We start from the raw sequence: 23098 nt of genomic DNA on the forward strand, positions 1-23098 counted from the left end.
CCGCTGGGGACGAGCGGCCACAATCCCGGCGCTCCGGGTGGGCGTGGGTTAAAACCGCGCGAACTCGAACGGAGGATTCATGGCCCAGGTGACGCTCAAGGGGAACCCGATCCACACCAGCGGCGAGCTGCCGGCCGTCGGCGCCAAGGCGCCCGACTTCAAGCTCACGGGGGGCGATCTGAAGGACGTCTCGCTCGCCGACTTCAAGGGCAAGCGCAAGATCCTGAACATCGTCCCGAGCCTCGACACGGCCGTCTGCGCCACCTCGACCCGCAAGTTCAACGAGAAGGCGGGTCAGCTCCCGAACACGGTGGTGCTCGTCGTCTCCGCGGACCTTCCGTTCGCGGCGAAGCGGTTCTGCACGACCGAGGGGCTGCAGAACGTCGTCACGCTCTCGCTCATGCGTGACAAGAAGTTCGGACAGGACTACGGCATCCTCCTCACGGACGGCCCGCTCGCGGGCCTCTGCGGCCGCGCGGTCGTGGTGCTCGACGCGGACGACAAGGTGATCTACCGCCAGCTCGTGCCGGAGATCGGGCAGGAGCCCGACTACGACCCGGCCCTGAAGGCCGCGCAGGGCTAGACGGCGTCGTCGTCGAGGCAGCGGGCACGAGGCCAGCGGGGCGACCCGCTGGCCTCGTGGCGTCTCAGCCGAGGCCCTGCGGCGCGCCGTAGGCGCTCGCCTCGGTGTGCGACTTCATGATGGCCCGCAGCCGAGCCGCCACGTGAGCCGGTCGGGCGCCGCGCCGTGGATCTCGACGAACCCACCGTGCACGCCCCGCAGGTGGTGGGCGGCGCGGCTCCGCCTCGATCTCCGGCGCAGCGCGATGCAGGTCCTGCCCTCCGCCCGGCGGCTCCAGTCCTCGGCGGTGATGGAGCGACTGGCGGTGAATACCGGAGGTGACTTCCCGACCCCGACCCGACCCCCGCCTTGTCCGCCGTGGCCCGTCCTAAGTGCCCTTGCTCTCGACCGCCGCGTCCAGCGGGAAGGTCAGGGAGCTGCGCGTCCCCACGAACGTCTTCCGCAAGCCGAGCTCCGGGAAGTCGACGATCTCGATCGTGCTCCGCGACCAGGCGTCTCCGCCGAGCAGGTAGACGAGCTCGCCCTCCGGCGAGGCGCGAACGTTGTGTGCCGGGTCGCCGGCGGGGAAGCCGAGGAAGTCGCCGGGGCCGATGGGCTCCTCGCGGTCGCCGATCACCGCGACGCCGCTCCCGGAGAGGACGTACATCCACTCCTCGTCGTGCCGGTGCACGTGCTTCACGAAGGACTCCCTGCCGGCGGGCACCGCGGCGACGCCTGCCGAGATGCGCTTCAGCGCGGGGCGGGAGAGCCAGGTGAGCCCGACCTCCGAGCGCGGGTTCTGCGGGTGGTGGTAGACGCGCGCCTCGCCGCGCTCGCCGGCGCGGACGAGCAGGCGCGGCCGCTCTCCCGGCGGCGGGAGGCCGACCAGCTCGCGCGGCAGCTCCTTCACTCCCGGGAAGAACTCGATCTCCGCGTCCATGGGGTAGACCGCGAAACGATTGCCGAGGCGGACCATCCGGCGTCGCAGGCGCGGGAAGTCCGCCACCTCGACGTCCGGGATGATCTCCCCGCCCTCGAGCAGGAGGAGCCGCTCATCGGCGGAGGCGTTGCGGACGTGGTGCGCCACGCCCGGCGGGAGGGCCACGAAGTCGCCCGGGCCGACCTCGTGCTCGGCGTCGTCGAGCTCGATCACGCCCCGCCCCTCGAGGACGAAGACCCATTCCTCCTCGCGGTGGTGGACGTGGAAGATGGCGGACTCCTTGCCGGGAGGGAGCCACGCGAGGTTCACCGCGATCCGGCCGAGGCCGGCGGCGCGGGAGATCATCCAGCCGTGGATCTCCGAGCGCGGGTTGTACGGGTGGCCGCTCGACTCGGCCTGTCCGCGCTCGCTGGCGCGGACGAGAGTGCGGGGAAGGGATGCATCGGACATGACCGCAGCGTAGCGCGGCACGGCTGCGACGCCAGGGGACGAAGCGGGTGCACGGCGGCATGGCGGTGGGTCCCGACATCGAGCTGCTCCGACCCACCCACCGCCGCTCGATGGACGCTCACTCGACGGAGCTCAGTCCAGGGACCGCGTCGGATCCCGCGCGCCGAGCCGCCACGTGAGCCGGTCCGGCGCTACGCCGCGAACCTCGACGAGCCCACCGTGTACTCCCCGCAGGTGGTGGGCGGCGCAGAGCGATGCGAGGTTCGCCGGGTCGTCACCGCCGCCGCGCGAGCGATAGACGACGTGGTGCGCGTGCACGGCCGCCCGGCTGCAACCCGGCACCTGGCAGAGTCCGCCGTCGCGCGCGAGGGCCCGCCGCTGCGGCGTGCTCCGCTCCGCGAGCGCGGGTTTCCAGGTCGAGATGAAGTGCTCCGCCATCCGCTCGAGGCACTCCGCGGGCGTGAGCCAGCGGTCGGCCGCTGCGCGGGCCGCCCGGAACGCTTCGTCGAGGAGGCGCCCGACCCGCCGAGGCACGCGCAGGTCGAGCTCGGCCCGCGCGCACATCTGCGCCTCCTGCTCCGCCTCGATCTCCCGGCGCAGCGCGATGCAGGTCGTACCCTCCGCCCGGCGGATCCAGTCCTCGGTGGTGAGATCGTCCGCGACCTCCGCCACGAGCCGCGCCTGCTCGTAGGACACGCGCCCGTCGCGCATCGCCTGCTCGAGCGCGGGGAGCGCGTAGAGCCTACGCTCCAGCTGGACCCGCTGCTGCACCGTGCGCGTAGCCATTCCGAGCCGCTCCTCGCAGTAGTGGCCGAACGAGGCGAAACCCATGTCGCGCCACAGTCGCAGCGTCCGGAGCAGCAGGCCGAGGTGCCCGACGAGCGCGTCCCAGCGATCGCGCATCGCCGCGAGCCGCCTCAGCTCCTCGTCGACGCGCACGTCCGCGCCGCCGTCGAGCTCGGCGCTCACCTCCGCCTCGACCGGAGCGACCGCTCCGAGGAACGCCCAGCGGCCATACTCCTCCTCGAGCCCCGCCCTCGCCGCCTCGAACCATTCTGCGGCCGGCCCGCGCAGGACGCCTTCGTCCGTGACCTCGTCCCCGCCGTCCGAGAGCGCTTCCACGGGATGGGCGCCGAGGAACTCCTCGCAGATCGCCTCGAGCCGCTGCCACCTCGGCGCGGTCGCTCCGAGAACCTTGCCCGCGAGCGCCATCGCCTCGTCGAGCTTCGCGCGACCCGCGGGCGTGAGCTGGAGGGACACGCGCTCCCGCGGCTCCTCGTCCGCCTTCGCCTCGGCGGCTGCTTCGGCCCGCACCGCCGCCGCGAGCGCGCGCACCGTCTCGGTGCGGGCGATCGAGACCCAGCGCGCCTCCGCCTCACCGCGGGCAACGGGGAGGACCGTCTCGGCCTTGCGCGCGCTCACCTCGCCGCGCCGGACCGCGTCGGCGAGGAGCGGGCGGTCGCGGAGCGCCCGCGCGAGCCTCACGAGCTTCTGCGCCGTGCTGGCCGCGATGCCCAGCCGCTCGCGCGCGTAGTCACCGACGCTCGCGTACCCGAACCGCATCGCACCGTCCCGGTCGGCGAGCGCCGCGAGCCCGCGGCCGATGGCGATCTCGAGCGCGCCGTGCCCACGCGCGACGCGGCTGAGGAGCCGGTCGATGAGGAGCGCCGCCTCGTCCCGCAGGATGCCCTTCCGCTCGTGCGGCGGCGGCGGCTCGAGCAGCCACGCCTCCGCCGCGAGCGCGTCCAGCGCGGCCGCCGAGGCGATCGCGAGAGGAGCGGGAGGGCTCAGGGGCACGACGTCCATCGAGTGAACCCATACCATCTGTGTCTGACGGTCGGGCGGACTCCAGCGCGACGGTGGGTGAATATCAGACGTGACCGCGACCCCGACCGCGACCCCGACCACGACGACCGACGCCGAGCCTTCCACCCACCCCGGCTCCAGCGCGCCGCCCCCACGTGGCGGGACCTCGCGCCCGGAGGCGGGCCACTGGACGCGGGAGGCACCTCCCCGACCCACGGACCGCAGGTAACGCGGATTTGAACCCGCTTCCGGGCCGACCTACTTCTGGCTGGCGATCTGGATGAGGTTCCCGCAGGTGTCGTCGAGCACCGCGATCGTCACCGGGCCCATCTCGGTGGGCGGCTGGACGAAACGAACGCCTGCCGAGCGGAGCCGCTCGTACTCGGCACGCACGTCCTCTACGGCGAACGAGGTGAACGGGATGCCGTCCTCCACCAGGGCCCGCTTGAACGGGCGCGCCGCGGGGTGCCCGTCCGGCTCCAGCACGAGCTCGGGGCCATCCGGGGCTTCGGGCGACACGACGGTGAGCCAGCGCACCTCGCCCAGCGGGATCTCGGTCTTCTTCACGAACCCGAGGACCTCCGTGTAGAACCTCAGGGCCTTCTCCTGGTCATCGACCAGGACGCTCGTCAGGTTGATTTTCATCGCCGGGTCCCTTTCAGCCCCTCGACCGGCCACCGCTCGAAGATACTCCGCAGCGGTGCGGTGTCGAGGTGATGGAGCTTGCACCTGCCTTCACGCCGCGTGGTCACGAGGCCGGCCGCCTCGAGCACCTCGAGGTGCTGCGAGATCGCCTGCCTCGACATCGCGAGCCCGTGCTTCATCGTCAGCCGCGTGCACAGCTCGAACAGCGACTGACCGTCCCGATCGGTGAGCTCGTCGAGGATCGCCCGCCTCGTCGGGGCGGCGAGCGCTTCGAACACGTCGGCCACCCGGCGGAACATAGGCAAGCTACGACTTGCCTGTCAACCTCGAGACGCCCGGCGGGCCGACCCCCTCACGGCGTCACGGCGAGCGAGCCCGCGCGCCACGTCACGCCACCGACGAGATCGCGCGCGACCACCCACACCGTGGGAGCCCCGGCTGCCGGCGTGGTGAGCTCCGCCGCCTCGTCGGGGTGGTTCGTGTGCAGCTTCTCGAGCTCGCCCGCGCTCGTGAACCAGGAGAAGGTCCAGTCCTCCTTCCGCGTCGCGATGGGCTGGCCCGCCGCGTCGCTCTCGACGTAGGTCTCGCGCAGCTCCTCGAAGCCCGCCGGCAGGAGCGGCAGGAGCGGCACCTTCGCGCTCGGCGGCACGGCCGCGGGCGTCTCACCGGGCGCCGGGAGCGCCGCGCCCTCGAGCGCCACGCCTGACAGGACGGGGTTGTGGTTGGGCGCGGAGGGCGCCGCCGGACCGCGGACCCGGATCCGCTTCAGCGCCGCGACGTGGGGGCGGCGCGACCACTCCGCCTCGAAGCGGGCGGCGACGGCGCCGAGGAGCTCGCAGTCGCTCCCCACCGCGCTCGCAGGCGCGAGCTCGTCCGGCGTCGCGTCGAGCGCGAGGGCGAGGTCGGTGACCTCCAGGCCGAGGACGCGCTCGGGAGACGACGCGGGCAGCGCCGACAGCGTGTAGTCCGCGGGGAGCTCGTAGGCAGCCCCGGGCAGCGCCACCGCGGAGCCCGGGTCGGCGGGATCCCGCCTCACCGCCAGCGGGCCGCAGCCGTCGCGTCCGCACGCCTCGAGGCCGGCGAAGGAGATCCCTCCCGCGACGCCGACGCCCGGGGCGGCGCAGGCCGCCGCGAGATCGGCGCCCGCGAGCAGCGTCGAGGGATCCGCCAGCTCGGAGAACAGGGTGCAGGGGGAGGGGCCCGGGTCTCCCGGCGCCGGGGTGCAGGCGACGTGGAGCACCACCGCGCGCCGGGCCTGGTCCGCGACGAGGGCCGGATCCACGACGAGCGTCCCGAAGTCCGCGCGGGCGGGGGCCGAGCCGTCGGAGGGCGGGGCGATCTCGGGCGGCTCGGCGCGGACCGCGAGCACGCGGAACCCCTGCACCTCGGAGGCGGGATCGAAGTCCGGCCCGCAGGCGGCCGTGAGCGCGAGGACGGGGACGAGGGCGGCGAGCGTGCGGTTCATGGGCGGTCCTAGTACTCGGCGCGCAGGCCGAAGGAGGGGAAGAGCGGGAGGCCGGAGTACCAGCCGCGCCGCGAGTAGTCGAAGCTGTACGCGGCGGCCTCGGGGTTCTCACGGTTGGTGACGTTCTGGACCTCCAGGTAGGCCGCGAACGTCCAGGTGCGGGCCGTCCACTTCTTGTCGACGCGGAGGTCGAGCTGGAAGAACGGGGGCATGCGCCCGGTGAGCGCGCCGGTCTGGATCGGCTGGTAGCGGTCGGCGTCGGCGTCGTACACGGCGGCGCGGACCGGCTCGTAGGGGTTTCCGCTCGTGTAGCGGGCGCGGAACCCGGCGGAGAGGCCCCGCCAGACCTCGGGCAGCTCGACGGTGCCCACCGCGACCACGTTGTGCGGCTGGTCGTAGGCGTCTCCCTCGCTGTCGAGCCGGCCGCCCGCGACGGACTCGCCCCGCTCCGCGCGCGAGAGCGAGTAGGAGATCCAGCCGAAGAACCGGCCGTCGGGATCCCAGCGCAGGAGCAGCTCCGCGCCGTAGGACCGCCCCGTCCCCGCGCTCCGGTAGCGCTCGGAGACGAGCTGGCCATCCCGGGTGATCACGGCGTCGGAGGGGAGGGCGAGGTCGAACAGGCGCTTGTAGTAGAGCTGCGCGTCGAGGAGCAGCCGCGGCAGGAGCCGCTGCTCCGCGCCGAGCGAGTACTGCCAGGCGCCCTCCTCGCGGAGGTCGGGGTTGCCGAACTCCTCCGTGACGTACGGGAACGGCGGCGCCTGGTGATAGAGGCCGACCGCGCCCTTGAGCGCGGTCCCGGGCCTGAGCTGCCAGCGGACCGCGAGGCGCGGGTCCACCCAGGAGAGGTTCGCGAGCGCGCGGTGCACGTCCGCGCGCACGCCCGGGACGACGAAGAGCCCGTCGACCGGCTCGAGGGTCGCCTCGACGAACGCGCCCGCCTCGAGCCCGTCGATGGTGGCGGCGTAGCGGCGGGTCTCGGCGTTCGGGTTCGGGACCTGACCGGGCGGGAGGATCGGCGGCGCGTCCACCTCGATCCTGACCCGCGGATACCACTGCCCGTCCACGCCCGTGACGAGCTTCACCCGCGGCGTGAGCTCGTGGTTCACCTCGGCGCGAAAGTGCGTGCTCCAGAGCTCCTGGCGCATCCGGAACAGCTCGTCGGCGTCGATGTCCATGTCCTGCCAGCCACCGCCGAGCGCGAGCCTGAGCCGGGTCGCCTCGCTCGCGCGGTGATCCCAGCGGAGCCCGGCCCGGTAGAAGCGGGTGCCGTACTCGAGGAAGTCGAGGTCCTCGAGCGACTGATCGTCCTCGACGCCCGTGAGGACCATCCGGTCGTCCGAGCCGAACACGTCGAGACGGACGGTGTCGTCGGCGGTCGCCTTCCACGCGGCCTTCGCCTGCAGGTCGTAGTAGCGGGGCGCGGTGCTCACGCCCGGCGCGTCGTCCATCGACTCGAGCGCGCGGGTCACCACCGCGTCCGCGTAGGAGCGCCGGGCCGCGATGGCGATCCCGAGATCCTCGCGCGGCCGGCCCTCGTAGAGCGCGGTCGCGTGGTACAGGTTCACGTCCGCGAGCGTGTGGGTCCGCTCGCCGGGATCGCGCGTGACGAGGTTCACGCGGCCGCCGATCGCCCGCCCCGAGCGGACGCCGAAGTTGCCCGCCTCGAACTCCACGTCCTTCAGGAGCTCGGACGAGTAGACGCTGGTGAGCCCGCCGAAGTGGAACACCGCGGGCACCTCCTCGCCGTCCACGTACACGCGGGTGTCGCGGGCGTTGCCGCCGCGGACGATCATCTCGCCGCTCAGGAAGGTGCGGGCCATGCCGGGGAGGTTCTGGATGACCTTCACCGCGTCGCCGGAGGCGCCCGCGACGCGCCGGATCTCCCCGGCCGCGATGGCGACGTGCGAGACCTCCTTCTCCTCCCGCTCGCCCACCACGACCGCCTCGTACTCGCCCTCCGCGGCGGTCCGCTGGAGCCAGTAGGTCACCTGGGTCGCCTTGCCGGGCTCGACGGTCTCCTCCGACTCGAGGCGGGCGTGGTCGACGTCCGTCACGACCACCTGCACCGCCCCGTCCGCCACCCCGGCGAGCGCGAACCGGCCCTCGCCGTCGGTGTGGGTGAGCTGGCCGCCCGCCTCCACCATCGCGCCCGCGACGGGCAGCCGGGTGCCGCGCTCGAGCACCCGGCCGAGGAGGTTCAGCGGCGGCGGCGCGGGGGCCGCGGGCGGCGCGGCCAGCGCGAAGGTGAAGCGATACTCGATCCGCACCGGCGCGGGCGCCCCGTCGATCTCCGCGGGGGAGAAGCGGAGCTTCCGCGCGGCGGCGACCGCGGCCTCGTCGAACCCCTGCCCGGCGGGGCCGGTCACCACCGCGTCGGTGACCTCGCCGGTCTCCGAGATCTCGAGCTCGAGGGTCACGACGCCGGTCAGCCCCGCCGCGCGGGCGGCCTCCGGGTACTCGGGCTCGGCGGGCTCGACCACCGCCGGAGCGCGCGTGAGGACGCCGGTCTCCGCCGGTGGCGTCTCGGCGCGAGCGGGGCGGGCGCTCCCGAGGAGGAGGCCGAGCAGGGCGAGCGCGGTGGCGAGCGAGCGGCGCATGAGGTTCACTCCAGGACGAAGGTGTAGGTGAAGCGGATCTCGGTCTCGACGGCCTCGCCCTCGAGCAGGGGAGGCGTGAAGCGGAAGCGGAGCGCGGCGGCCCGGGCGGCCTCGCCGAGGGCGGCGCCCGGCGCGGAGAGGAGGCGCGCCGCCGCGACCCGGCCCTCGGCGTCGATCCGCAGGAGCAGCACGACCTGCCCCTCGAGCCCCTCCCGCCGGGCCTCCGGGGGATACGGGATCTCCGGCCGCTCGAGGAGGCGGGGCTGCGCGGAGAGCCGGGCGGGCGCGGAGCGCGGGGCGGCGTACGGCTTCACCGAGGCGGGATCGGCGGCGGTCTCCGAGGCCCTGCCGTGGAGCGTGTTCCCGACGCCCACCGCGAAGCCGCCGCCGGTCGCGGTCGAGGAGAGCGACACTCCGACGCGGGGGACCGCGCGCGCCGGCGCGGCGGGCGGCGGCGCTTCGTTCGGGGGCGGCGGTGGAGGCGGCTCGGCCGGAGGTGGCGGCAGCCTCGCGATCGCGACCCGGCGCGGCGCAGGCCGCTCCGACGGTGGAGGAGGCGTCGGGGCGGGGGCGGGCGGCGGAGGGGCGGCCTCGAACTCGACCACCACGGGCGCGGCCCTTGCGGCCTGACGCGGCTCGAGGCGACCGGCCCAGGCGAACCCGCCGGCGTGGAGCGCCAGCGAGGCCAGCGCCATCGCGGCGAGCGTGCGGCCCCGCGGCGGACCGTCGGAAGGCGCCGGGGTCACGGCGCGCCTTCCCCCGACGCGTCGTGCTCGATCTGGATCGCGAAGCGGGTGAGCCCCTCGCTCTTCACGAGATCGATCACGGACACCACCTCGCCGTGAGGCACGGCCCGGTCCGCGCCGATGAGCGCCCGCGCGTCGGCGCTCCGCGCGAGCGCCGCGCGCACGGCGGCGCGGGCCTCGGCGCGGCCGACGGGCCTTCCGTCGAGGAAGAGCTTCCCGTCCCGATCGAGCGTGAACGCGAGGGTCGGGCCGACGGTCTCGCCGCCGCTGGCGGCGCGGGGCAGGTCGACCTCGATGCTCTCCTTCACGATGTAGGAGGCGGTGACCATGAAGATGATGAGGAGGACGAGGGTGATGTCGACGAGGGGCGTCACGTTGATGCCGGTGATCGCCTCGTCGCTGCCGTTCGAGTGGGCGGCCATGGTGGGCTCCGGTGCGCTCGCGGCCGCCGCTAGGCGGCGCCCTTCGACTCGTGGGGCTCGGGGCGCCGCGCGGACCTTCCGTGGTCGAGCCGGGCTCGGGCCGCGGCGCGGACGTCGTCGTGCTCGAGGTGCGACGCGAGGGCGTGGCCGATCGCCTCGGCGCGCGTGATGAGCGTGCGCAGCCAGCGCTGGAAGCCGTTGAACGCGACGACCGCCGGGATGGCCACGAAGATGCCGACCGCGGTCGCGACGAGCGCCTCCGAGATGCCGGACATCACCGCCGCCGCGCCGGCGCCCTTCGGGCCGCCGACGGCGAGGTCGGAGAAGGCCCGGATGATCCCGACCACCGTGCCGAAGAGGCCGAGGAAGGGGGCGTTGTTGCCGAGCGTGCCGAGAAAGGAGAGCCCCCGCTCGTAGCCGAGGCGGCGGTCCGCGATGGTGCAGGCCACCGCCTCCTGCACCGCGGCGGGGCCGCCGCCGGCGGCGTCGAGCGCCGCCCGCGCCACCTCCGCCTCGAGGCCGCGGCGGCCCTCGATGCGGGCCCGCGCCTCCTCGAGCCGCCCGTTCATGAGGAGGGTGAGGAGGTCCGGAGAGGTGCGGCGGCGGAGGGCGAAGTACAGGGCCCGCTCGAGGATGACCGTGACCGAGGCGGCGGAGAGGGCGACGAGGAGCAGCATCACCCACTCGGCGCCGGCGCGCGTGAAGAGCTCGAAGAGGGACTTCGTCATGGGTGACGCTCCGTTGACCGCGAGAGTGCGGCGCTCGTGTTGTGCGAGGGAACACCGCGGCGCGGAGATCGCGCTACCGCCCCCTCGCCGAGGCGGCGCGGAGCATGGCGGCGGCAGGTTGCCCCGATCTGGTCGGAGCGTGAAGAAATGTGAATCGTCCGCGCCGCGGTAGCGCGCGCGGCAGGCAGCGGTGTTCCTCCTTCCGACCCCGCCGACCGCCCCTCGGCCACGGAAGAAGGACGACGCCCATGCGGAACCCGCTTCGCACCACCCTCGCCGCGCTCGCGGCGGCCGTGCCCGCCCTGGCGCTCGCCGGCGCGGCGGTCCCGGAGCCCCCCGCGGCCGCCCCGACCGCGCTCCGCGTGGTCCCCGTGGACCTGTCTCTCGTCCCGCCGCTCAGCCTGAACGGTGAGGGGCGGGTGGAGAACCACCTCTCGATCGGCGTGGTGGCCCGCTCCACCGTCCTGCGCGGCCTGGCGCTCGCGCCGGTGCACCTCGCCGACGAGGACGTCTCGGGCGCGCAGGTGACCTGGGCCGCGGCCAGCGCGGGCGGGGTCGTGCGCGGCGTGCAGCTCGCGACCGTCACCACGGTGGCGCGAGATCTCCGCGGCCTCCAGGCGTCGCAGATCGTGAACGTGGTCCGCGGCGGCGGGGAGGGCGTCCAGCTCGGCGGCGCGGCCAACGTCGCGCGACGCCTCGACGGCCTCCAGGCGGCGGCGGTCAACGTCGCCGGCGGGGTGCGCGGGGTGCAGCTCGCCGTGGTGAACGTGGGCGGCGAGGTGAGCGGGACGCAGCTCGGGCTCGTGAACGTGGCCCGCCGCGTGCGCGGCGCGCAGGTCGGGCTCGTGAACCTCGCCGAGGAGGCGGAGGGCTCGGTGGGCGTCCTCGCGCTCGTGCGGAACGGCCGCCACGAGGTGGAGCTCTACGCGACCGAGCTCACGCCGCTCGCCGCTGGCGTGCGGCTCGGCGGGCGGCGCGCCTACGGCGTCCTCGGGGCGGGCGTCCAGCCCGACCCGCAGGAGCGCTCGGGCAAGACGCTCTCCGCCCTGGGCGGCGGCGCCGGCGTCGGGTTCGAGCCGGCGCAGCGCCTCGCGCTCGACCTGGATCTCGTCGCGCAGGCGGTCTCGCTCGACGGCACCCCCGAGGCGGTGCTCGGGGTCCTCCGCGCGGTGGCAGCCTACCGGCTCACCGAGTGGATGGGGGTCCTCGCCGGCCCGACGGCGAACGTGCTCGTCTCGGACGAGGACCAGCCCGACCTGCACCTCGGCTGGAAGCTCGGCGGCCGCCACGCGCGCGTGTGGGTGGGCTTCGTCGCGGGAGTGCGGATCTGACGGCGGTTTCCGGCGCTGCTCACGGCCGGACCGGGGTTCGAGGTAGAAGCTCGTCCGGCCCAGGGGCCGGAGAGAGGGGAGCGGGTGGCGGTCGACGTCGACGCGTACTACCGGGACCTCGCGCCGATGGTCCTGCGCCGCTGCCGCCGCCTCCTCCGTGACGAGGAGAGGGCCGTGGACGCCATGCACGACACGTTCGTGAACCTGCTCCGGGCGGAGGAGCGGCTCCGCGACGAGGCCCCCGCGTCGCTCCTCCTCCGCATCGCCACCCGCGTCTGCCTGAACCTGCTCCGCACGGAGCGGCGCCGGCCGGAGGACCGGGACGAGGCCGCGCTCCTCGCCATCGCGGCGGCGGACGAGCCCGAGGCGCGCTCGCTGTCGCGCCTCGTCGTCGGACGGCTGCTCGGGCGCGAGCAGGAGTCCACCCGGGTGATGGCGGTGCTCCACTACGTGGACGGCCTGACGCTCGAGGAGGTCGGTCGCGAGGTGGGGCTCACGGCCGCCGCGGTCCGCAAGCGGCTCGGCGGGCTCCGGCGGCGCGCCGTGGAGCAGGCCGCCGAGGCGCCCACCCAGGAGGTGCAGCGATGAGCCCGGATCGCGTTCCCGACTACCTGGTCGAGCGGCTCCACGCCGGCGACCTCCCGCCCGACGAGGCCGCCCGCGTACGGGGCCGCCTCGAGGCGGAGAAGGGCGTGCGCCGGCTCGAGGCGCTCGCGCGCGACGCCGCGGCGTTCCGCGAGGCTCACCCGCCTGGCCCCGCGCTCGGGGAGATCCGCCGCCGCGCGGCGCTCGCCGCGAGCGCGCCGCGGCCCTCCCGGCGGCGGCCGCTGCTGCTCGTCCCCATCGCGGCAGCGGTGGCGGTGGCGTCAGCGCTCGTGCTGCACGTCATCCCGTCCGGCCTTCTCACGCCGCGCTCCGCCATCGAGGACACCCGCCTCAAGGGCCTCGCGCCGCGCCTCGAGGTGCACCGCAGCCGGCCGGACGCCGGGCCCGAGGAGCTCCGCGACGGCGCGGCGGCGCGGGCGGGAGACCTCCTGCAGCTCTCGTACGTGGCGGCGGGCAGGCCGTTCGGGGCGGTGGTCTCGGTGGACGGCCGCGGGATCGTGACGCTCCACTGGCCCGAGGAGGGCGGCCCCGCCGCCCCGCTCGCGGGGACGGGCGCGGTGCCGCTCCCCCACGCCTACCTCCTCGACGACGCGCCCGGGTTCGAGCGGTTCTTCCTCGTGACGGGCGCCGCCGCCTTCGACTCCGCGACGGCGGTGGAGGCCGCGCGACGGCTGGCCGCCTCCGGCCGCGCCCGCGAGGATCCCCTCGTCCTCCCCGCGGGCCTCGAGCAGCACGCCCTCCTCCTCGTGAAGTGAGAGCCCCGACATGATTCGACCCGTCCTCGCGCTCGCCGCCGTCCTCCTCGCCGGCGCCGCCGCCGCACAGGGGCCGTCCCGCGCCGAGCCGCCCGGCGCGGTGCGCCGGCTCGCCCTCGTGGCGGGCGCCAACGACGGCGGCCCCGCGCGCCCGCGGCTCCGCTACGCGATCTCCGACGCGGAGCGGGTCGCGCGGGTGCTGCAGCAGATGGGCGGCGTCGCCGGCGAGGACACGATCGTGCTCCTCGACCCGGGCGAGGCCAGCCTGCGCGCGGCCCTCGAGGAGCTCCGCTCGCGCGTGAGGCGCGCGCGCGCCGGCGGGCGCACGGAGGTGCTCTTCTACTACTCCGGCCACTCCGACGAGGAGGGGCTGCTCCTGCGCGGCGCGCGCGTCCCGTATGGAGAGCTCAGGCGGTGGCTCACGGAGCTCGGCGCCGACATCCGCATCGCGATCCTCGACTCGTGCTCGTCGGGCTCCTTCACCCGCGGGAAGGGAGGCGCCCGCGCCGCGCCGTTCCTGGTGGACGCCTCGTCGCGGGTGAGCGGTCAGGTGATCCTGACGTCCAGCTCGGCCGACGAGGCCTCCCAGGAGTCGGACCGGGTCGGCGCGTCGTTCTTCACCCACGCCCTCGTCACCGGCCTGCGCGGCGCGGCCGACGCGAGCCAGGACGGCAAGGTCACGCTCTCGGAGGTCTACCAGTTCGCGTTCGACGAGACGCTCGCGCGGACGGAGCGGACCCGCGGCGGCCCGCAGCACGCGGTCTGGGACATCCAGCTCGTCGGCGCGGGCGAGGTGGTGCTCACGGATCTGCGCGGCTCGGGCGCGACGCTCGTCCTGCCGGCCGCGGCGGCGGGCCGGTTCTTCGTGCGCGACTCCGGCGAGCGGCTCGTCGCGGAGCTGCGCAAGCACCCCGGCCGCCCGCTGGAGCTGGCCCTCGACCCGGGCGGTTACCGCGTCTCCCGCGAGGAGGACGGGCGCCTCGTGGAGGCGCGCGTCGCGCTCACCCAGGGCGGCCGGACCGAGCTCGCCGGCGCGGGCTTCGCCGCGGTGCCGCGGGAGCTGACGGCGCTCCGCGGCGACGGGGTGGAGGAGCTCGCGCGCGTGCCGGTGGACCTCTCGATCTTCCCGCCCGTGTCGTTCAACGGCGATCGCTACGTCGTGAACCGCCTCCAGCTCGGCCTCATCGCCTCGCGCACGACCCGGCTGCGCGGGATCGGGCTCGCGCCGGTGCTCTGGGCGGACGAGGACGTGGTGGGCGGCTTCTTCTCGTACATCGGGAGCTCCGCGCGCGGCCGCGTCACCGGCGTGCAGGTGGGGATGGTCGCGAACGTGGCCGGCTCGCTCCGGGGCGTGCAGCTCACCCAGGGCCTGAACCTGGTGCGGGGCGACGTCGTCGGCTGGCAGCACTCCAGCGTGAGCTGGGCGGCGGGAGCGGTGACCGGGCTCCAGTCCGCGCTCGTGGGCTACGCCGGGTCCGTCTCGGGGGCGCAGCTCGCGCTCGCCTCGGTGTCGGGCGAGGTGCACGGCGCGCAGATCGGGCTCGTGAACGTGGGGAGCGGCGTGCGCGGCGTGCAGGTCGGGCTCGTGAACGTGGGCGGCCACGTCCGCGGGGCGCAGCTCGGGCTCGTGAACGTCGCCGACGGCCTGGACGGCGTGTCGCTCCGGCTCCTCCCCATCGTCCGCGGCGGCGAGCACAAGCTCCTCGTCCTGGGCGACGAGAACGGGATCCTCTCCGCCGGGCTCCTGCTCGGGAGCCGCGCGTTCCACACGATCCTCTCCGCCGGCGCGCAGCGCGCCGACAGCGGCGGGCGTCTCTGGTCCGGCTTCGGGCTCGGCGCGCACCAGGCCCGCGGCCGGTTCCTGCTGGACGTGGATCTCCTGAGCCAGCAGGCGGTGGACGCGGGCGCGAACGTGCTCGCCACGGCGCGGGTGCTCGCCGGGTGGCAGGTCACGCGGAGCGTGGCGGTGGTGGCGGGGCCGAGCGCGAGCCTGTTCTGGGCGGAGGAGGGCTTCCGCCCGGGCCTGGGCGGCCTGCTCGAGCACGACCTCGGCGCGGACGGCGGCCGGCGGGCCTGGCTGGGCTTCGCGGCGGGGCTGCGGCTCGGGCCGCCGTGAGCGGCGCGCGTCAGCCGCCGGGCTGGAGCGCGGCGAGCTCCTCCTGCGCCGCCTCCCACTCTCCGTAAAGCCTCGCGAGCTCCTCCTTCGCCGCGTGCTGCCGCTCGATGAGCGGCTTCGCGCGCGCGAAGTCCTGGTACAGCGCCGGGTCGGCGAGCGCCTCGGTCGCCTCGCGCTCCTCCTGCTCCAGCCCCTCGATGCGGGCCTCCAGCGCGGCGATGCGATCGCGGAGCGGCTTCTCCAGCCGGTAGCGGGCGTTGCGCGCCTCGGCCTCGAGCCGGCGGCGCTCCCTGTCGCTCGCGGGCGCCGCCGCCGCCCCGGGACCCGTCCGAGCGGGGTCGCCGCTCGCGCCCGCGGCCGCCGCGGCGGCCTCGAGCTCCTTCTGGTGGTAGAGCCAGTCGTCGAGGTTCCCGGGGAACGGCAGGATCCCGCCGTCCTTCACCTCCCAGATCACCGTCGCGAGCTGGTTCAGGAAGCTCCGGTTGTGCGAGACGAAGAGGAGCGTCCCGCCGTAGCCCTTCAGCGCCTGGATGAGCGCCTCCGACGAGTCGAGGTCGAGGTGGTTCGTCGGCTCGTCGAGCACGAGCAGGTTCGCCGGCACGAGCAGGAGCTTCGCGAGCGCGACGCGCGCCCGCTCGCCGCCGGACAGCACGCCGAGCTTCTTCTCGACGTCGTCGCCGGAGAAGAGGAACGAGCCGGCGACGCCGCGCACGTACGCCTCGCCCTGTTCCGGGACGAGATCCCAGAGCGTGTCGAGGACGGTGCGCTCGGGATCGAGCGCGCCGAAGGTGCGCATCGCGCCCTCGGCGTCGCCGTCGTGCTCCGCGCGCTCGAAATGATGCTGGGCGAAGTAGCCGGCGAGGACGCCGTGGCCGAGCTTCACCTCGCCCGCGTCGGAGGCGAGCTCGCCCGCCACGAGCTTGAGGAGCGTGGACTTGCCCGCGCCGTTCGCGCCGATGACGCCGACGCGCTCGCCGCGCTGGATGGCGGCGTCGAGCGAGCGGTAGACGACGCGCGGCCCGAACGCCTTCCGGACGCCCTCGAGCCTGAGCACCTCCCGGCCGGAGCGCGGCGCCTCGGCGAAGCGGAAGCGGACCGTGGCGCGGTGCTCGAGCACCTGCACCTCGTCCATCTTCTCGAGCAGCTTCTCCTTCGACTTCGCCTGGCGCGCCTTGGTCGCCTTGGCGCCGAACCGCTCGATGAACTCCTCGAGCTGCGCGCGCTTCGCGCCCTGCCGCTTGGCCTCCGCGAGGAGCCGCTCCTCCTCCTGCGCGCGCTGGCGCTTGTAGTCCTCGTAGTCGCCGGTGTACGCGCGCAGCCCCTCCGGCTCGAGCGCGAGCACGCGGTCGATCTGCCGGTTCAGGAACTCGCGGTCGTGCGACACGAGCAGGAGCGCCCGCCGCGAGCCGCGCAGGAACGCGTCGAACCACTCGAGGGTGGGGACGTCGAGGTGGTTCGTGGGCTCGTCGAGGAGCAGCAGGTCGGGATCCTGGAGCAGCAGCCCGGCGAGGGCGGCGCGCATCTTCCAGCCGCCCGAGAACGTCCGGGCGGGCCGCCCGAGATCGTCCGCCGTGAACGCGAGCCCGCCGAGGATGCGCTCGGCGCGGTGCCGCCCGAAGCGCTCCTCGAAGTGATCGAGCGCCTGGTGCAGCTCGGCGAGCGCGGCGGAGAGCTCGAGCTGCTCCTCCGGCGTGCCCGCCGCGGCGAGCGCGTCCTCCGCGGCGCGGAGCCGGCGCTCGAGGTCGGCGCGGCCGGGGACGGTGGCGAGGACGGCGTCGACGAGCGGCAGGTCGGGGAGCGCCGCGACGTCCTGCGGGAGGTAGCCCACGCGGGCGCCGCGGCGAAGGACGAGGTCGCCCGAGTCCGGGGAGAGCTGCCCGGCGAGGATGCGCATGAGCGACGACTTGCCGGTGCCGTTCGCGCCGACGAGGCCGATCCGGTCCTGCGGGCCGATGGCGAAGCTCTCCTCGTCGAGGAGGACCTTCGGCCCGTAGGCGAGGGAGAGCGCGTTTCCGGCGACGAGGCTCATGAGGCGCGAGGAGTTAACGTTTCTTCAAGCCGCGAACAAGCCCGCTCAACGCGGGGCGCCCATCCTCCGTACCGTCGGCACGCCTCTCAGGGCGGCCGCGACCGGCGCTCTAGCCGCGCCGGACGAGAGGAGAACAGCACATGCGCAAGACCATCTTCCTCGGCCTCGTCCTCGCCGCGGGCGTCGTCGCCCTCGCGGGGTTCGCCCGGGGCTGGCACCACCGGCACGACCCCGCCCGGATGGCCGAGTTCGTGACCGCCCGCGTCGACGAGGCGCTCGACGAGGTGAACGCGACGCCGGAGCAGCGGGACCGGATCCACGCGGTGAAGGACCGGATCCTCGCCCGCGCACAGGAGCTGCACGGGACGCGCGGCGAGGACCGCGCCGCCTTCCTCGCGGCGTGGAAGGCCGACGCGCCCGACGCGGCGGCGCTCCACGCCCTCGTCGACCAGCGCGCGGACGCGATGCGCGCCCTCGCGCACGAGGCGGTGGACGCGGGGCTCGAGGTGCACGGGATCCTGACGCCCGACCAGCGCGCGAAGCTCGCGGAGAAGCTCGAGCGGCGGATGCACCGGTAGCCGACCGCGGCGCGGCCGGGGAGGAGCCGCCCCGGCCGCAGCCGCACGGTTAAGATGCCCATCGTGACCGCCACCACTCCCGATCTCGTCCTCCTCGTCGAGGACGACCGCCGCCTCGCCGCGCTGACCCGCGAGTACCTCGAGGGCCACGGCCTCGCGGTGGTGCACGTCGCCGACGGGAAGCGCGGCCTCGAGGAGGCGCTGTCGGGCCGGTACGAGGCGGTGCTGCTCGATCTCATGCTGCCCGGCAAGGACGGCCTCGAGGTCTGCCGCGAGCTGCGCGCCCGCTCCGACGTGCCGGTCATCGTCCTCACCGCGCGCGGCGAGGAGGCGGACCGCGTCATGGGGCTCGAGCTCGGCGCGGACGACTACCTCTCGAAGCCCTTCTCCCCGCGCGAGCTGCTCGCGCGCATCCGCGCGGTCCTGCGCCGCGCCCGGGGACGCGCCGGCCCGGCGGCCTCGACCGTCCGCGTGGGGGCCCTCGTCGTCGATCCGGGCGCGCGGCGGGTGACGCTCGAGGGACGCGAGATCGCGCTCACCGGCTACGAGTTCGCGCTGCTCGACGCGCTCGCACGGCGGGCGGGGCGGATCCTCTCGCGGGAGCAGCTCATGGAGCTCGCGGGCGGCAGCGCCGAGGAGGCGTTCGACCGCTCCATCGACGTCCACGTCTCGCGGCTGCGGCAGAAGCTCGGCGACGATCCCAAGCGCCCCCGGCTCATCAAGACGGTGCGCGGCGCCGGCTACCTGCTCGCGGCGGAGGGCGAGTGACCCCCGCGCGGCCGCGCCGCCACGGGCGCCTCTTCTGGCGGATCTACCTGCACGGGCTGCTCCTGCTCTTCCTCGTCGCGCTCGCCACCGCCGCGGTCGGCTGGGCGCTGCGCCACTCGGACGTCTCGGAGCGTGGCCGCGGCGCGACGGCCTACGCGGCGTCCCGGGTGGCCGAGCTCTCGGCGGATCCGGCCCGGCTCCGCGACGAGCTCGCGCGCTGGCGCGAGGCGTTCGGGCTCGACGCGTCCGTGTACGGGCCGGACGGCGCCCTGCGCGCCACGAGCGTCGAGCCGCCGCTCGACCCCGCCCTCGCGGGCCTCCCGCCGCCGCGCGATCACCCCGTCCGGCTCCACCGGCACGGGTTCGGCCGGGCGGTGCCGCTCGCGGACGGCGGCCTGCTCCTCGTCTCCGGGGGCCCGCCCAGCCCCGATCCGCTGCGCGGCCTCGCCTTCATCGGCGCCGTCCTCGCCGCGCTCGCGCTCGGCTCGTTCCCGCTCGCCCGCTCGATCGCCGCGCCCATCGAGCGGCTCACGCTGGCCGCCCGCGCGCTCGGCTCGGGCGATCTCTCGGCGCGCGCCCGGGTGAAGGGCCGCGCCGAGGTGGGCGAGCTGGGGCGTGCGTTCGACGAGATGGCGGAGCGGCTCGAGCGGCTCGTGCGCGGCGAGCAGGAGCTGCTCGCGAACGTGTCGCACGAGCTCCGCACGCCGCTCGCGCGCATCCGTGTCGCGCTCGAGCTCGCGGCCGAGGGGGACGTCGAGCGGGCGCGGCGCTTCCTCCGCGAGATCGGGACGGATCTCGACGAGCTCGACCGGCTGGTGGAGGACGTCCTCGCCGCGGCGCGACTCGATCTCGCCGCCGGCGGCGGCCCGGCCTGGCCGCTCACCCGGGCGCGCGTGGAGCTCGACGGGGTCCTCGCCGAGGCCGCCGCGCGCTTCCGCGAGGCGAACCCCGACCGGACGCTCGAGCTCGTCCTGCCCGAGTCGCTCCCGGAGGTGGACGGCGACGCCGCGCTGCTGCGCAGGCTCGTGGCGAACCTGCTCGACAACGCCGCCAAGTACTCGGAGCCGCCGGCGCCCGTCACCCTCGCCGCCGCCGCCCTCGGCGGCGGGGTCGAGATCGAGGTCCGCGACCGCGGCATCGGCATCGACGCCGAGGACCTCCCGCGGGTGTTCACCCCGTTCTTCCGCACCGACCGGAGCCGCGCCCGCGGCACCGGCGGCGTCGGGATGGGGCTGGCGCTCGCGCGGCGCATCGCCGAGGCCCACGGGGGGACGATCGTCCCCGAGAGCTCGCCGGGCGTGGGCACGACGATGCGGGTGCGGCTCCCGGCGGCGCCCGACGCGGCCGCCGCCTGACCGGGCGTCACAGCACCTCGGCCGCGCGGTCGCGCTCGAGCGCGGTGTTGGCTCGCGAGAGCGGGCCCACCACGCCCACCGCCACCCAGCTCCAGAGCGACAGCCAGACCGCGAGCACCAGCGCGCCGCCGAGCAGGTCGCGCACGAGGCGCCAGCGGTCGCGCCAGGTGTCCCGCGGGGTCGCGGGCGGGGAGAGGAACAGCTTCATCGAGCGAGCAGCCATGACGTCCTCCGTCTAACCGGCATGATGCGGTGTGCAGGTTAGATCTGCCGCCGCCCGCATAACCTGTCAAGTGCCGTTATGATGGTTATGTGGCGACCCTGGAAACGACCCCCTCGCGGGTATTCGACCTCTCGGGCGGCCGGCTGTGCCTCGACTTCACGAACACCGTGAGCTCGCGCGACGTGAAGCCCCGGGAGCGGCTCGCGAGCTACGCTGACCTCCTCGCGTTCGCGCGCGCGACGTCGGCGGTGGACGAGCGGCTCGCGAGCCGGCTCCTCGACGAGGCGCGGCGCCGGCCCGGTGACGCGGAGGGCGTGCTCCGCCAGGCGATCGCGCTGCGCGAGGCGCTCTTCCGGATCTTCCTCGCGCGCGCCGAGGGACGGGAGCCCGCGCCCTCCGACGTCGCGCACCTCTCCGCCGCGCTCTCGAGCGCGCTCGCGCACCGGCGGCTCACGCGGCAGGGCGAGGGCTACGCGCTCGGGTGGGACGACGCGAGCGCCGCGCTCGAGGCGCCGCTGTGGCCCATCGTCGAGTCCGCGATCGAGCTCCTCACCTCGGGCGAGCTCGAGCGCGTGCGGGTGTGCGGCCTCCACGAGAGCCAGGAGTGCAGCTGGCTCTTCCTCGACCAGACCCGCGCGCGGACGCGGCGGTGGTGCTCCATGAAGGACTGCGGCAACGTCGCGAAGGCGCGCCGCCACCAGGCGCGGGCGAAGGGCGGCGGCGGCGCGTGAGCGTTCTCCCTCGCGGCGTCGCCGCGTGCGCGCTGCGGAAGCCTCGCGCCTAGAACCTCTCCCCGCAGCGCGGGCACCGGACCTTGCGCAGCAGGAGATCGCCGCGCGAGGAGGGCGTGCCGCAGCTCGGGCACAGGAGCCCGAACCAGGCCTGGGCGCTCCGGCGCCCGAACGCGAGGCTCACCGCGAGCATCGGGCCGGCGAAGCCGAGGGCGAGCGCCGCCACCTCGGACGCCCGCATCCGCGAGGCGTTCGCGACGACGCCCACGAGCGCGACGGCGAACAGGAAGAACCCGAGGAACCGGCCCCACAGCCACGCGATGCGCCGGCGCGTCAGGATCCCGGCGAGGAGCGCCGCGAAGAGCGCCGCGTAGAGCCCGAGCTGACCGACCTGCGCAAGGCGGGGCTCCGGGGCTCGCAGGACGAGCACGGCGCCGGTGACGAGCACGAGGACGACGAGCGCGACGGCCGCCGTGGCGACGCGCACGCTCCAGGGCATCGGGCGCTCCATCGAGAAGGTCCGCGCCCGGCTCACTTCTCGCGCATGTACGGGTACTCGAAGCGCGTCGGCGGGTCGAAGGTCTCCTTGATGGCGCGCAGCGAGACCCAGCGCATGAGGTTCGCCATGGAGCCCGCCTTGTCGTTCGTGCCGGACGCGCGCGCGCCGCCGAACGGCTGCTGGCCGACCACCGCGCCGGTGGGCTTGTCGTTCACGTAGAAGTTGCCCGCCGCGTCGACGAGCCGCTTGCCCATGTCGAGGATCGCCTCCCGGTCGCGCGCGAAGACCGCCCCGGTGAGCGCGTACGGCGAGGTCGAGCCGCACAGCTCGAGCGCCTCGTCGAGCCGGATGTCGGCGTAGACGAAGATCGTCAGCACCGGCCCGAAGATCTCCTCCTCCATGAGCTGGAAGCGGGGGTTCACCGTCTCGATGACGGTGGGCTCGATGAAGAAGCCCTTCGAGTCGTCGCAGCGGCCGCCGAAGAGGAGCTTCGCCTGCGAGGAGGCGCGGGCGATCTCGATGTACTTCTTGATCCGATCGAACGCGGGCTGGTCGATGACCGCGCCCATGAACGTGGTGAAGTCCTCGGTCTCGCCCATCTTGATGGCGGCGGTCATGCCGAGGAGCTTCTCGCGGAGCTGCGGCCAGAGGCTCTCGGGCACGTAGGCGCGGGAGGCGGCGGAGCACTTCTGACCCTGGTACTCGAACGCGCCGCGCACGAGCGCGACGGCGGCGGCGTCCACGTCCGCCGACGGGTGCACGAACACGAAGTCCTTGCCGCCCGTCTCGCCGACGATGCGGGGGTAGCCGCGGTAGCGCTCGAGGTGCTCGCCGATCGTGCGCCACATGCCGTGGAAGACGCCGGTCGAGCCGGTGAAGTGGAGGCCCGCGAAGTCCGGGCTCGCGAGGGCGGGGTCGCCGACGGCGCGCCCGCTGCCCGGGACGAAGTTGACGACCCCCGGCGGCAGGCCGGCCGCCTCGAGGAGCTTCAGGATGTGCCAGGCGGAGTAGACGGCCGAGGACGCCGGCTTCCACACCACGGTGTTGCCCATGATCGCGGGCGCCGTCGGCAGGTTCGCGGCGATCGAGGTGAAGTTGAAGGGGGTGACCGCGAAGACGAACCCCTCGAGCGGCCGGTACTCGAGCCGGTTCCACTGGCCGGGCGGCGAGTGCGGCTGATCCTCGAGGATCCGCTGCATGAAGTGCGGGTTCCAGCGCCAGAAGTCGATGATCTCGCAGGCGGAGTCGATCTCGGCCTGGAAGGGCGTCTTCGACTGGCCGAGCATGGTGGCGGCGTTCAGCACCTGCCGCCACGGGCCGGCGAGGAGGTCCGCCGCCTTGAGGAAGATCGCCGCGCGGTCGTGCGGGTCCATCGCCGCCCAGGCCTTGCGCGCCTGCATCGCCGCCTCGATCGCGGCCTGGACCTCGGCCGGACCGGCCTGGTGCCAGCGCGCGAGCCGCTGCCCGTGCCGGTGCGGCACGCGGGCCTCGGCGAACCGGCCGGTGCGGACCTCGCGTCCGCCGATGACGAGCGGGATCTCGATCTCGTGCGCCGAGAGCTCGGCGAGCTGGGACTTGAGCGCGGCGCGCTCCGGCGTGCCGGGCGCATAGGAGAGGACGGGCTCGTTGCGGGGCTCGGGGATGCGGAACAGGCCGTTCGCCATGGGCTCCTCCGGGTGCGGGGCGGGCGGAAGATAACCCAGAAGCCCGAGCTCCGCCTCGCGGCCGCGCGGGGGGCGCCGGGCG

The 23098-nt window shown here is 74.9% G+C and carries 22 protein-coding genes; 9 read left to right on the forward strand and 13 right to left on the reverse strand.

Features of this window, described 5'->3' with window-relative positions:
• Positions 1 to 79 precede the first annotated feature (79 nt).
• Positions 80 to 583 (forward strand): thiol peroxidase, encoded by a 504-nt coding sequence (gene tpx, locus MLV88_RS09825; RefSeq protein ID WP_243337368.1) that lies wholly within the window; start codon positions 80 to 82, stop codon positions 581 to 583.
• Positions 584 to 950: 367 nt separating this feature from the next.
• Here tpx and MLV88_RS09830 read toward each other — a convergent pair whose 3' ends face one another.
• The 9 genes from MLV88_RS09830 to MLV88_RS09870 form a co-directional block, all read right to left on the reverse strand.
• Positions 951 to 1952, reverse strand: a complete 1002-nt coding sequence (locus MLV88_RS09830) for a cupin domain-containing protein (RefSeq protein WP_242370761.1) — start codon at positions 1950 to 1952, stop codon at positions 951 to 953.
• 132 nt (positions 1953 to 2084) lie between these two features.
• The gene (locus MLV88_RS09835; protein ID WP_242334368.1) at positions 2085 to 3758 is read right to left on the reverse strand and encodes an HNH endonuclease; all 1674 of its coding nucleotides are present in this window, start codon (positions 3756 to 3758) and stop codon (positions 2085 to 2087) included.
• Between the two features lie 258 nt (positions 3759 to 4016).
• Positions 4017 to 4403 (reverse strand): VOC family protein, encoded by a 387-nt coding sequence (locus MLV88_RS09840; protein WP_242334374.1) that lies wholly within the window; start codon positions 4401 to 4403, stop codon positions 4017 to 4019.
• Positions 4400 to 4690 (reverse strand): ArsR/SmtB family transcription factor, encoded by a 291-nt coding sequence (locus MLV88_RS09845; protein ID WP_242334377.1) that lies wholly within the window; start codon positions 4688 to 4690, stop codon positions 4400 to 4402. The genes MLV88_RS09840 and MLV88_RS09845 overlap by 4 nt, the downstream gene beginning before the upstream one ends.
• A gap of 65 nt (positions 4691 to 4755) precedes the next feature.
• The gene (locus MLV88_RS09850) at positions 4756 to 5868 is read right to left on the reverse strand and encodes a hypothetical protein (protein ID WP_243337370.1); all 1113 of its coding nucleotides are present in this window, start codon (positions 5866 to 5868) and stop codon (positions 4756 to 4758) included.
• Between the two features lie 8 nt (positions 5869 to 5876).
• Positions 5877 to 8465: a TonB-dependent receptor domain-containing protein gene (locus MLV88_RS09855; protein WP_242334384.1), complete on the reverse strand. Its 2589-nt coding sequence runs from the start codon at positions 8463 to 8465 to the stop codon at positions 5877 to 5879.
• A 5-nt stretch (positions 8466 to 8470) separates the two neighbouring features.
• Positions 8471 to 9211, reverse strand: a complete 741-nt coding sequence (locus MLV88_RS09860) for an energy transducer TonB (protein ID WP_242334387.1) — start codon at positions 9209 to 9211, stop codon at positions 8471 to 8473.
• Positions 9208 to 9633: an ExbD/TolR family protein gene (locus MLV88_RS09865; RefSeq protein ID WP_242334390.1), complete on the reverse strand. Its 426-nt coding sequence runs from the start codon at positions 9631 to 9633 to the stop codon at positions 9208 to 9210. Before MLV88_RS09865 ends, MLV88_RS09860 begins: the two co-directional genes overlap by 4 nt.
• A 29-nt stretch (positions 9634 to 9662) precedes the next feature.
• Entirely contained in the window at positions 9663 to 10361 is a 699-nt protein-coding gene (locus tag MLV88_RS09870; protein ID WP_242334393.1) for a MotA/TolQ/ExbB proton channel family protein, read from the reverse strand.
• Between the two features lie 248 nt (positions 10362 to 10609).
• Between MLV88_RS09870 and MLV88_RS09875 the strand changes: the two genes are divergently transcribed.
• From MLV88_RS09875 to MLV88_RS09890, 4 genes are all read left to right on the forward strand, one after another.
• A complete protein-coding gene (locus MLV88_RS09875) occupies positions 10610 to 11692 on the forward strand; it encodes an LA_2272 family surface repeat-containing protein (RefSeq protein WP_242334396.1) in 1083 nt (360 codons plus the stop codon).
• Between the two features lie 84 nt (positions 11693 to 11776).
• Positions 11777 to 12280, forward strand: coding sequence for an RNA polymerase sigma factor (locus MLV88_RS09880; protein WP_242334398.1), 504 nt, complete (start codon positions 11777 to 11779; stop codon positions 12278 to 12280).
• Entirely contained in the window at positions 12277 to 13053 is a 777-nt protein-coding gene (locus MLV88_RS09885) for a hypothetical protein (protein WP_242334401.1), read from the forward strand. Before MLV88_RS09880 ends, MLV88_RS09885 begins: the two co-directional genes overlap by 4 nt.
• 10 nt (positions 13054 to 13063) lie before the next feature.
• Complete coding sequence (locus tag MLV88_RS09890) at positions 13064 to 15169, forward strand: caspase family protein (protein WP_243337372.1); 2106 nt, start codon at positions 13064 to 13066, stop codon at positions 15167 to 15169.
• 10 nt (positions 15170 to 15179) lie between these two features.
• Here MLV88_RS09890 and MLV88_RS09895 read toward each other — a convergent pair whose 3' ends face one another.
• Complete coding sequence (locus tag MLV88_RS09895) at positions 15180 to 17198, reverse strand: ABC-F family ATP-binding cassette domain-containing protein (protein ID WP_242334407.1); 2019 nt, start codon at positions 17196 to 17198, stop codon at positions 15180 to 15182.
• A gap of 140 nt (positions 17199 to 17338) precedes the next feature.
• Between MLV88_RS09895 and MLV88_RS09900 the strand changes: the two genes are divergently transcribed.
• From MLV88_RS09900 to MLV88_RS09910, 3 genes are all read left to right on the forward strand, one after another.
• A complete protein-coding gene (locus MLV88_RS09900; protein WP_242334410.1) occupies positions 17339 to 17776 on the forward strand; it encodes a Spy/CpxP family protein refolding chaperone in 438 nt (145 codons plus the stop codon).
• A 63-nt stretch (positions 17777 to 17839) separates the two neighbouring features.
• Complete coding sequence (locus MLV88_RS09905; RefSeq protein ID WP_242352548.1) at positions 17840 to 18544, forward strand: response regulator transcription factor; 705 nt, start codon at positions 17840 to 17842, stop codon at positions 18542 to 18544.
• Positions 18541 to 19899 carry a sensor histidine kinase gene (locus tag MLV88_RS09910; protein WP_242334416.1) on the forward strand — a complete coding sequence of 453 codons (1359 nt, stop codon included), beginning with the start codon at positions 18541 to 18543 and terminating at the stop codon, positions 19897 to 19899. Before MLV88_RS09905 ends, MLV88_RS09910 begins: the two co-directional genes overlap by 4 nt.
• A gap of 7 nt (positions 19900 to 19906) precedes the next feature.
• Here the strand turns inward: MLV88_RS09910 and MLV88_RS09915 are convergent, their stop codons facing one another.
• Positions 19907 to 20122: a hypothetical protein gene (locus tag MLV88_RS09915; protein ID WP_242334419.1), complete on the reverse strand. Its 216-nt coding sequence runs from the start codon at positions 20120 to 20122 to the stop codon at positions 19907 to 19909.
• A gap of 89 nt (positions 20123 to 20211) precedes the next feature.
• On the opposite strand from MLV88_RS09915, the gene MLV88_RS09920 reads away from it, so the two are divergent.
• Positions 20212 to 20853 carry a CGNR zinc finger domain-containing protein gene (locus MLV88_RS09920; protein WP_242352546.1) on the forward strand — a complete coding sequence of 214 codons (642 nt, stop codon included), beginning with the start codon at positions 20212 to 20214 and terminating at the stop codon, positions 20851 to 20853.
• Between the two features lie 49 nt (positions 20854 to 20902).
• Here MLV88_RS09920 and MLV88_RS09925 read toward each other — a convergent pair whose 3' ends face one another.
• Positions 20903 to 21388, reverse strand: a complete 486-nt coding sequence (locus tag MLV88_RS09925) for a zinc-ribbon domain-containing protein (RefSeq protein ID WP_242352544.1) — start codon at positions 21386 to 21388, stop codon at positions 20903 to 20905.
• Complete coding sequence (gene pruA / locus MLV88_RS09930) at positions 21385 to 23016, reverse strand: L-glutamate gamma-semialdehyde dehydrogenase (protein ID WP_242334428.1); 1632 nt, start codon at positions 23014 to 23016, stop codon at positions 21385 to 21387. The genes MLV88_RS09925 and pruA overlap by 4 nt, the downstream gene beginning before the upstream one ends.
• Positions 23017 to 23098 lie beyond the last annotated feature (82 nt).

The sequence above is a fragment of the Anaeromyxobacter soli genome (assembly GCF_022808855.1).
In the GTDB taxonomy this organism is placed as follows: Bacteria; Myxococcota; Myxococcia; order Myxococcales; family Anaeromyxobacteraceae; genus Anaeromyxobacter; species Anaeromyxobacter soli.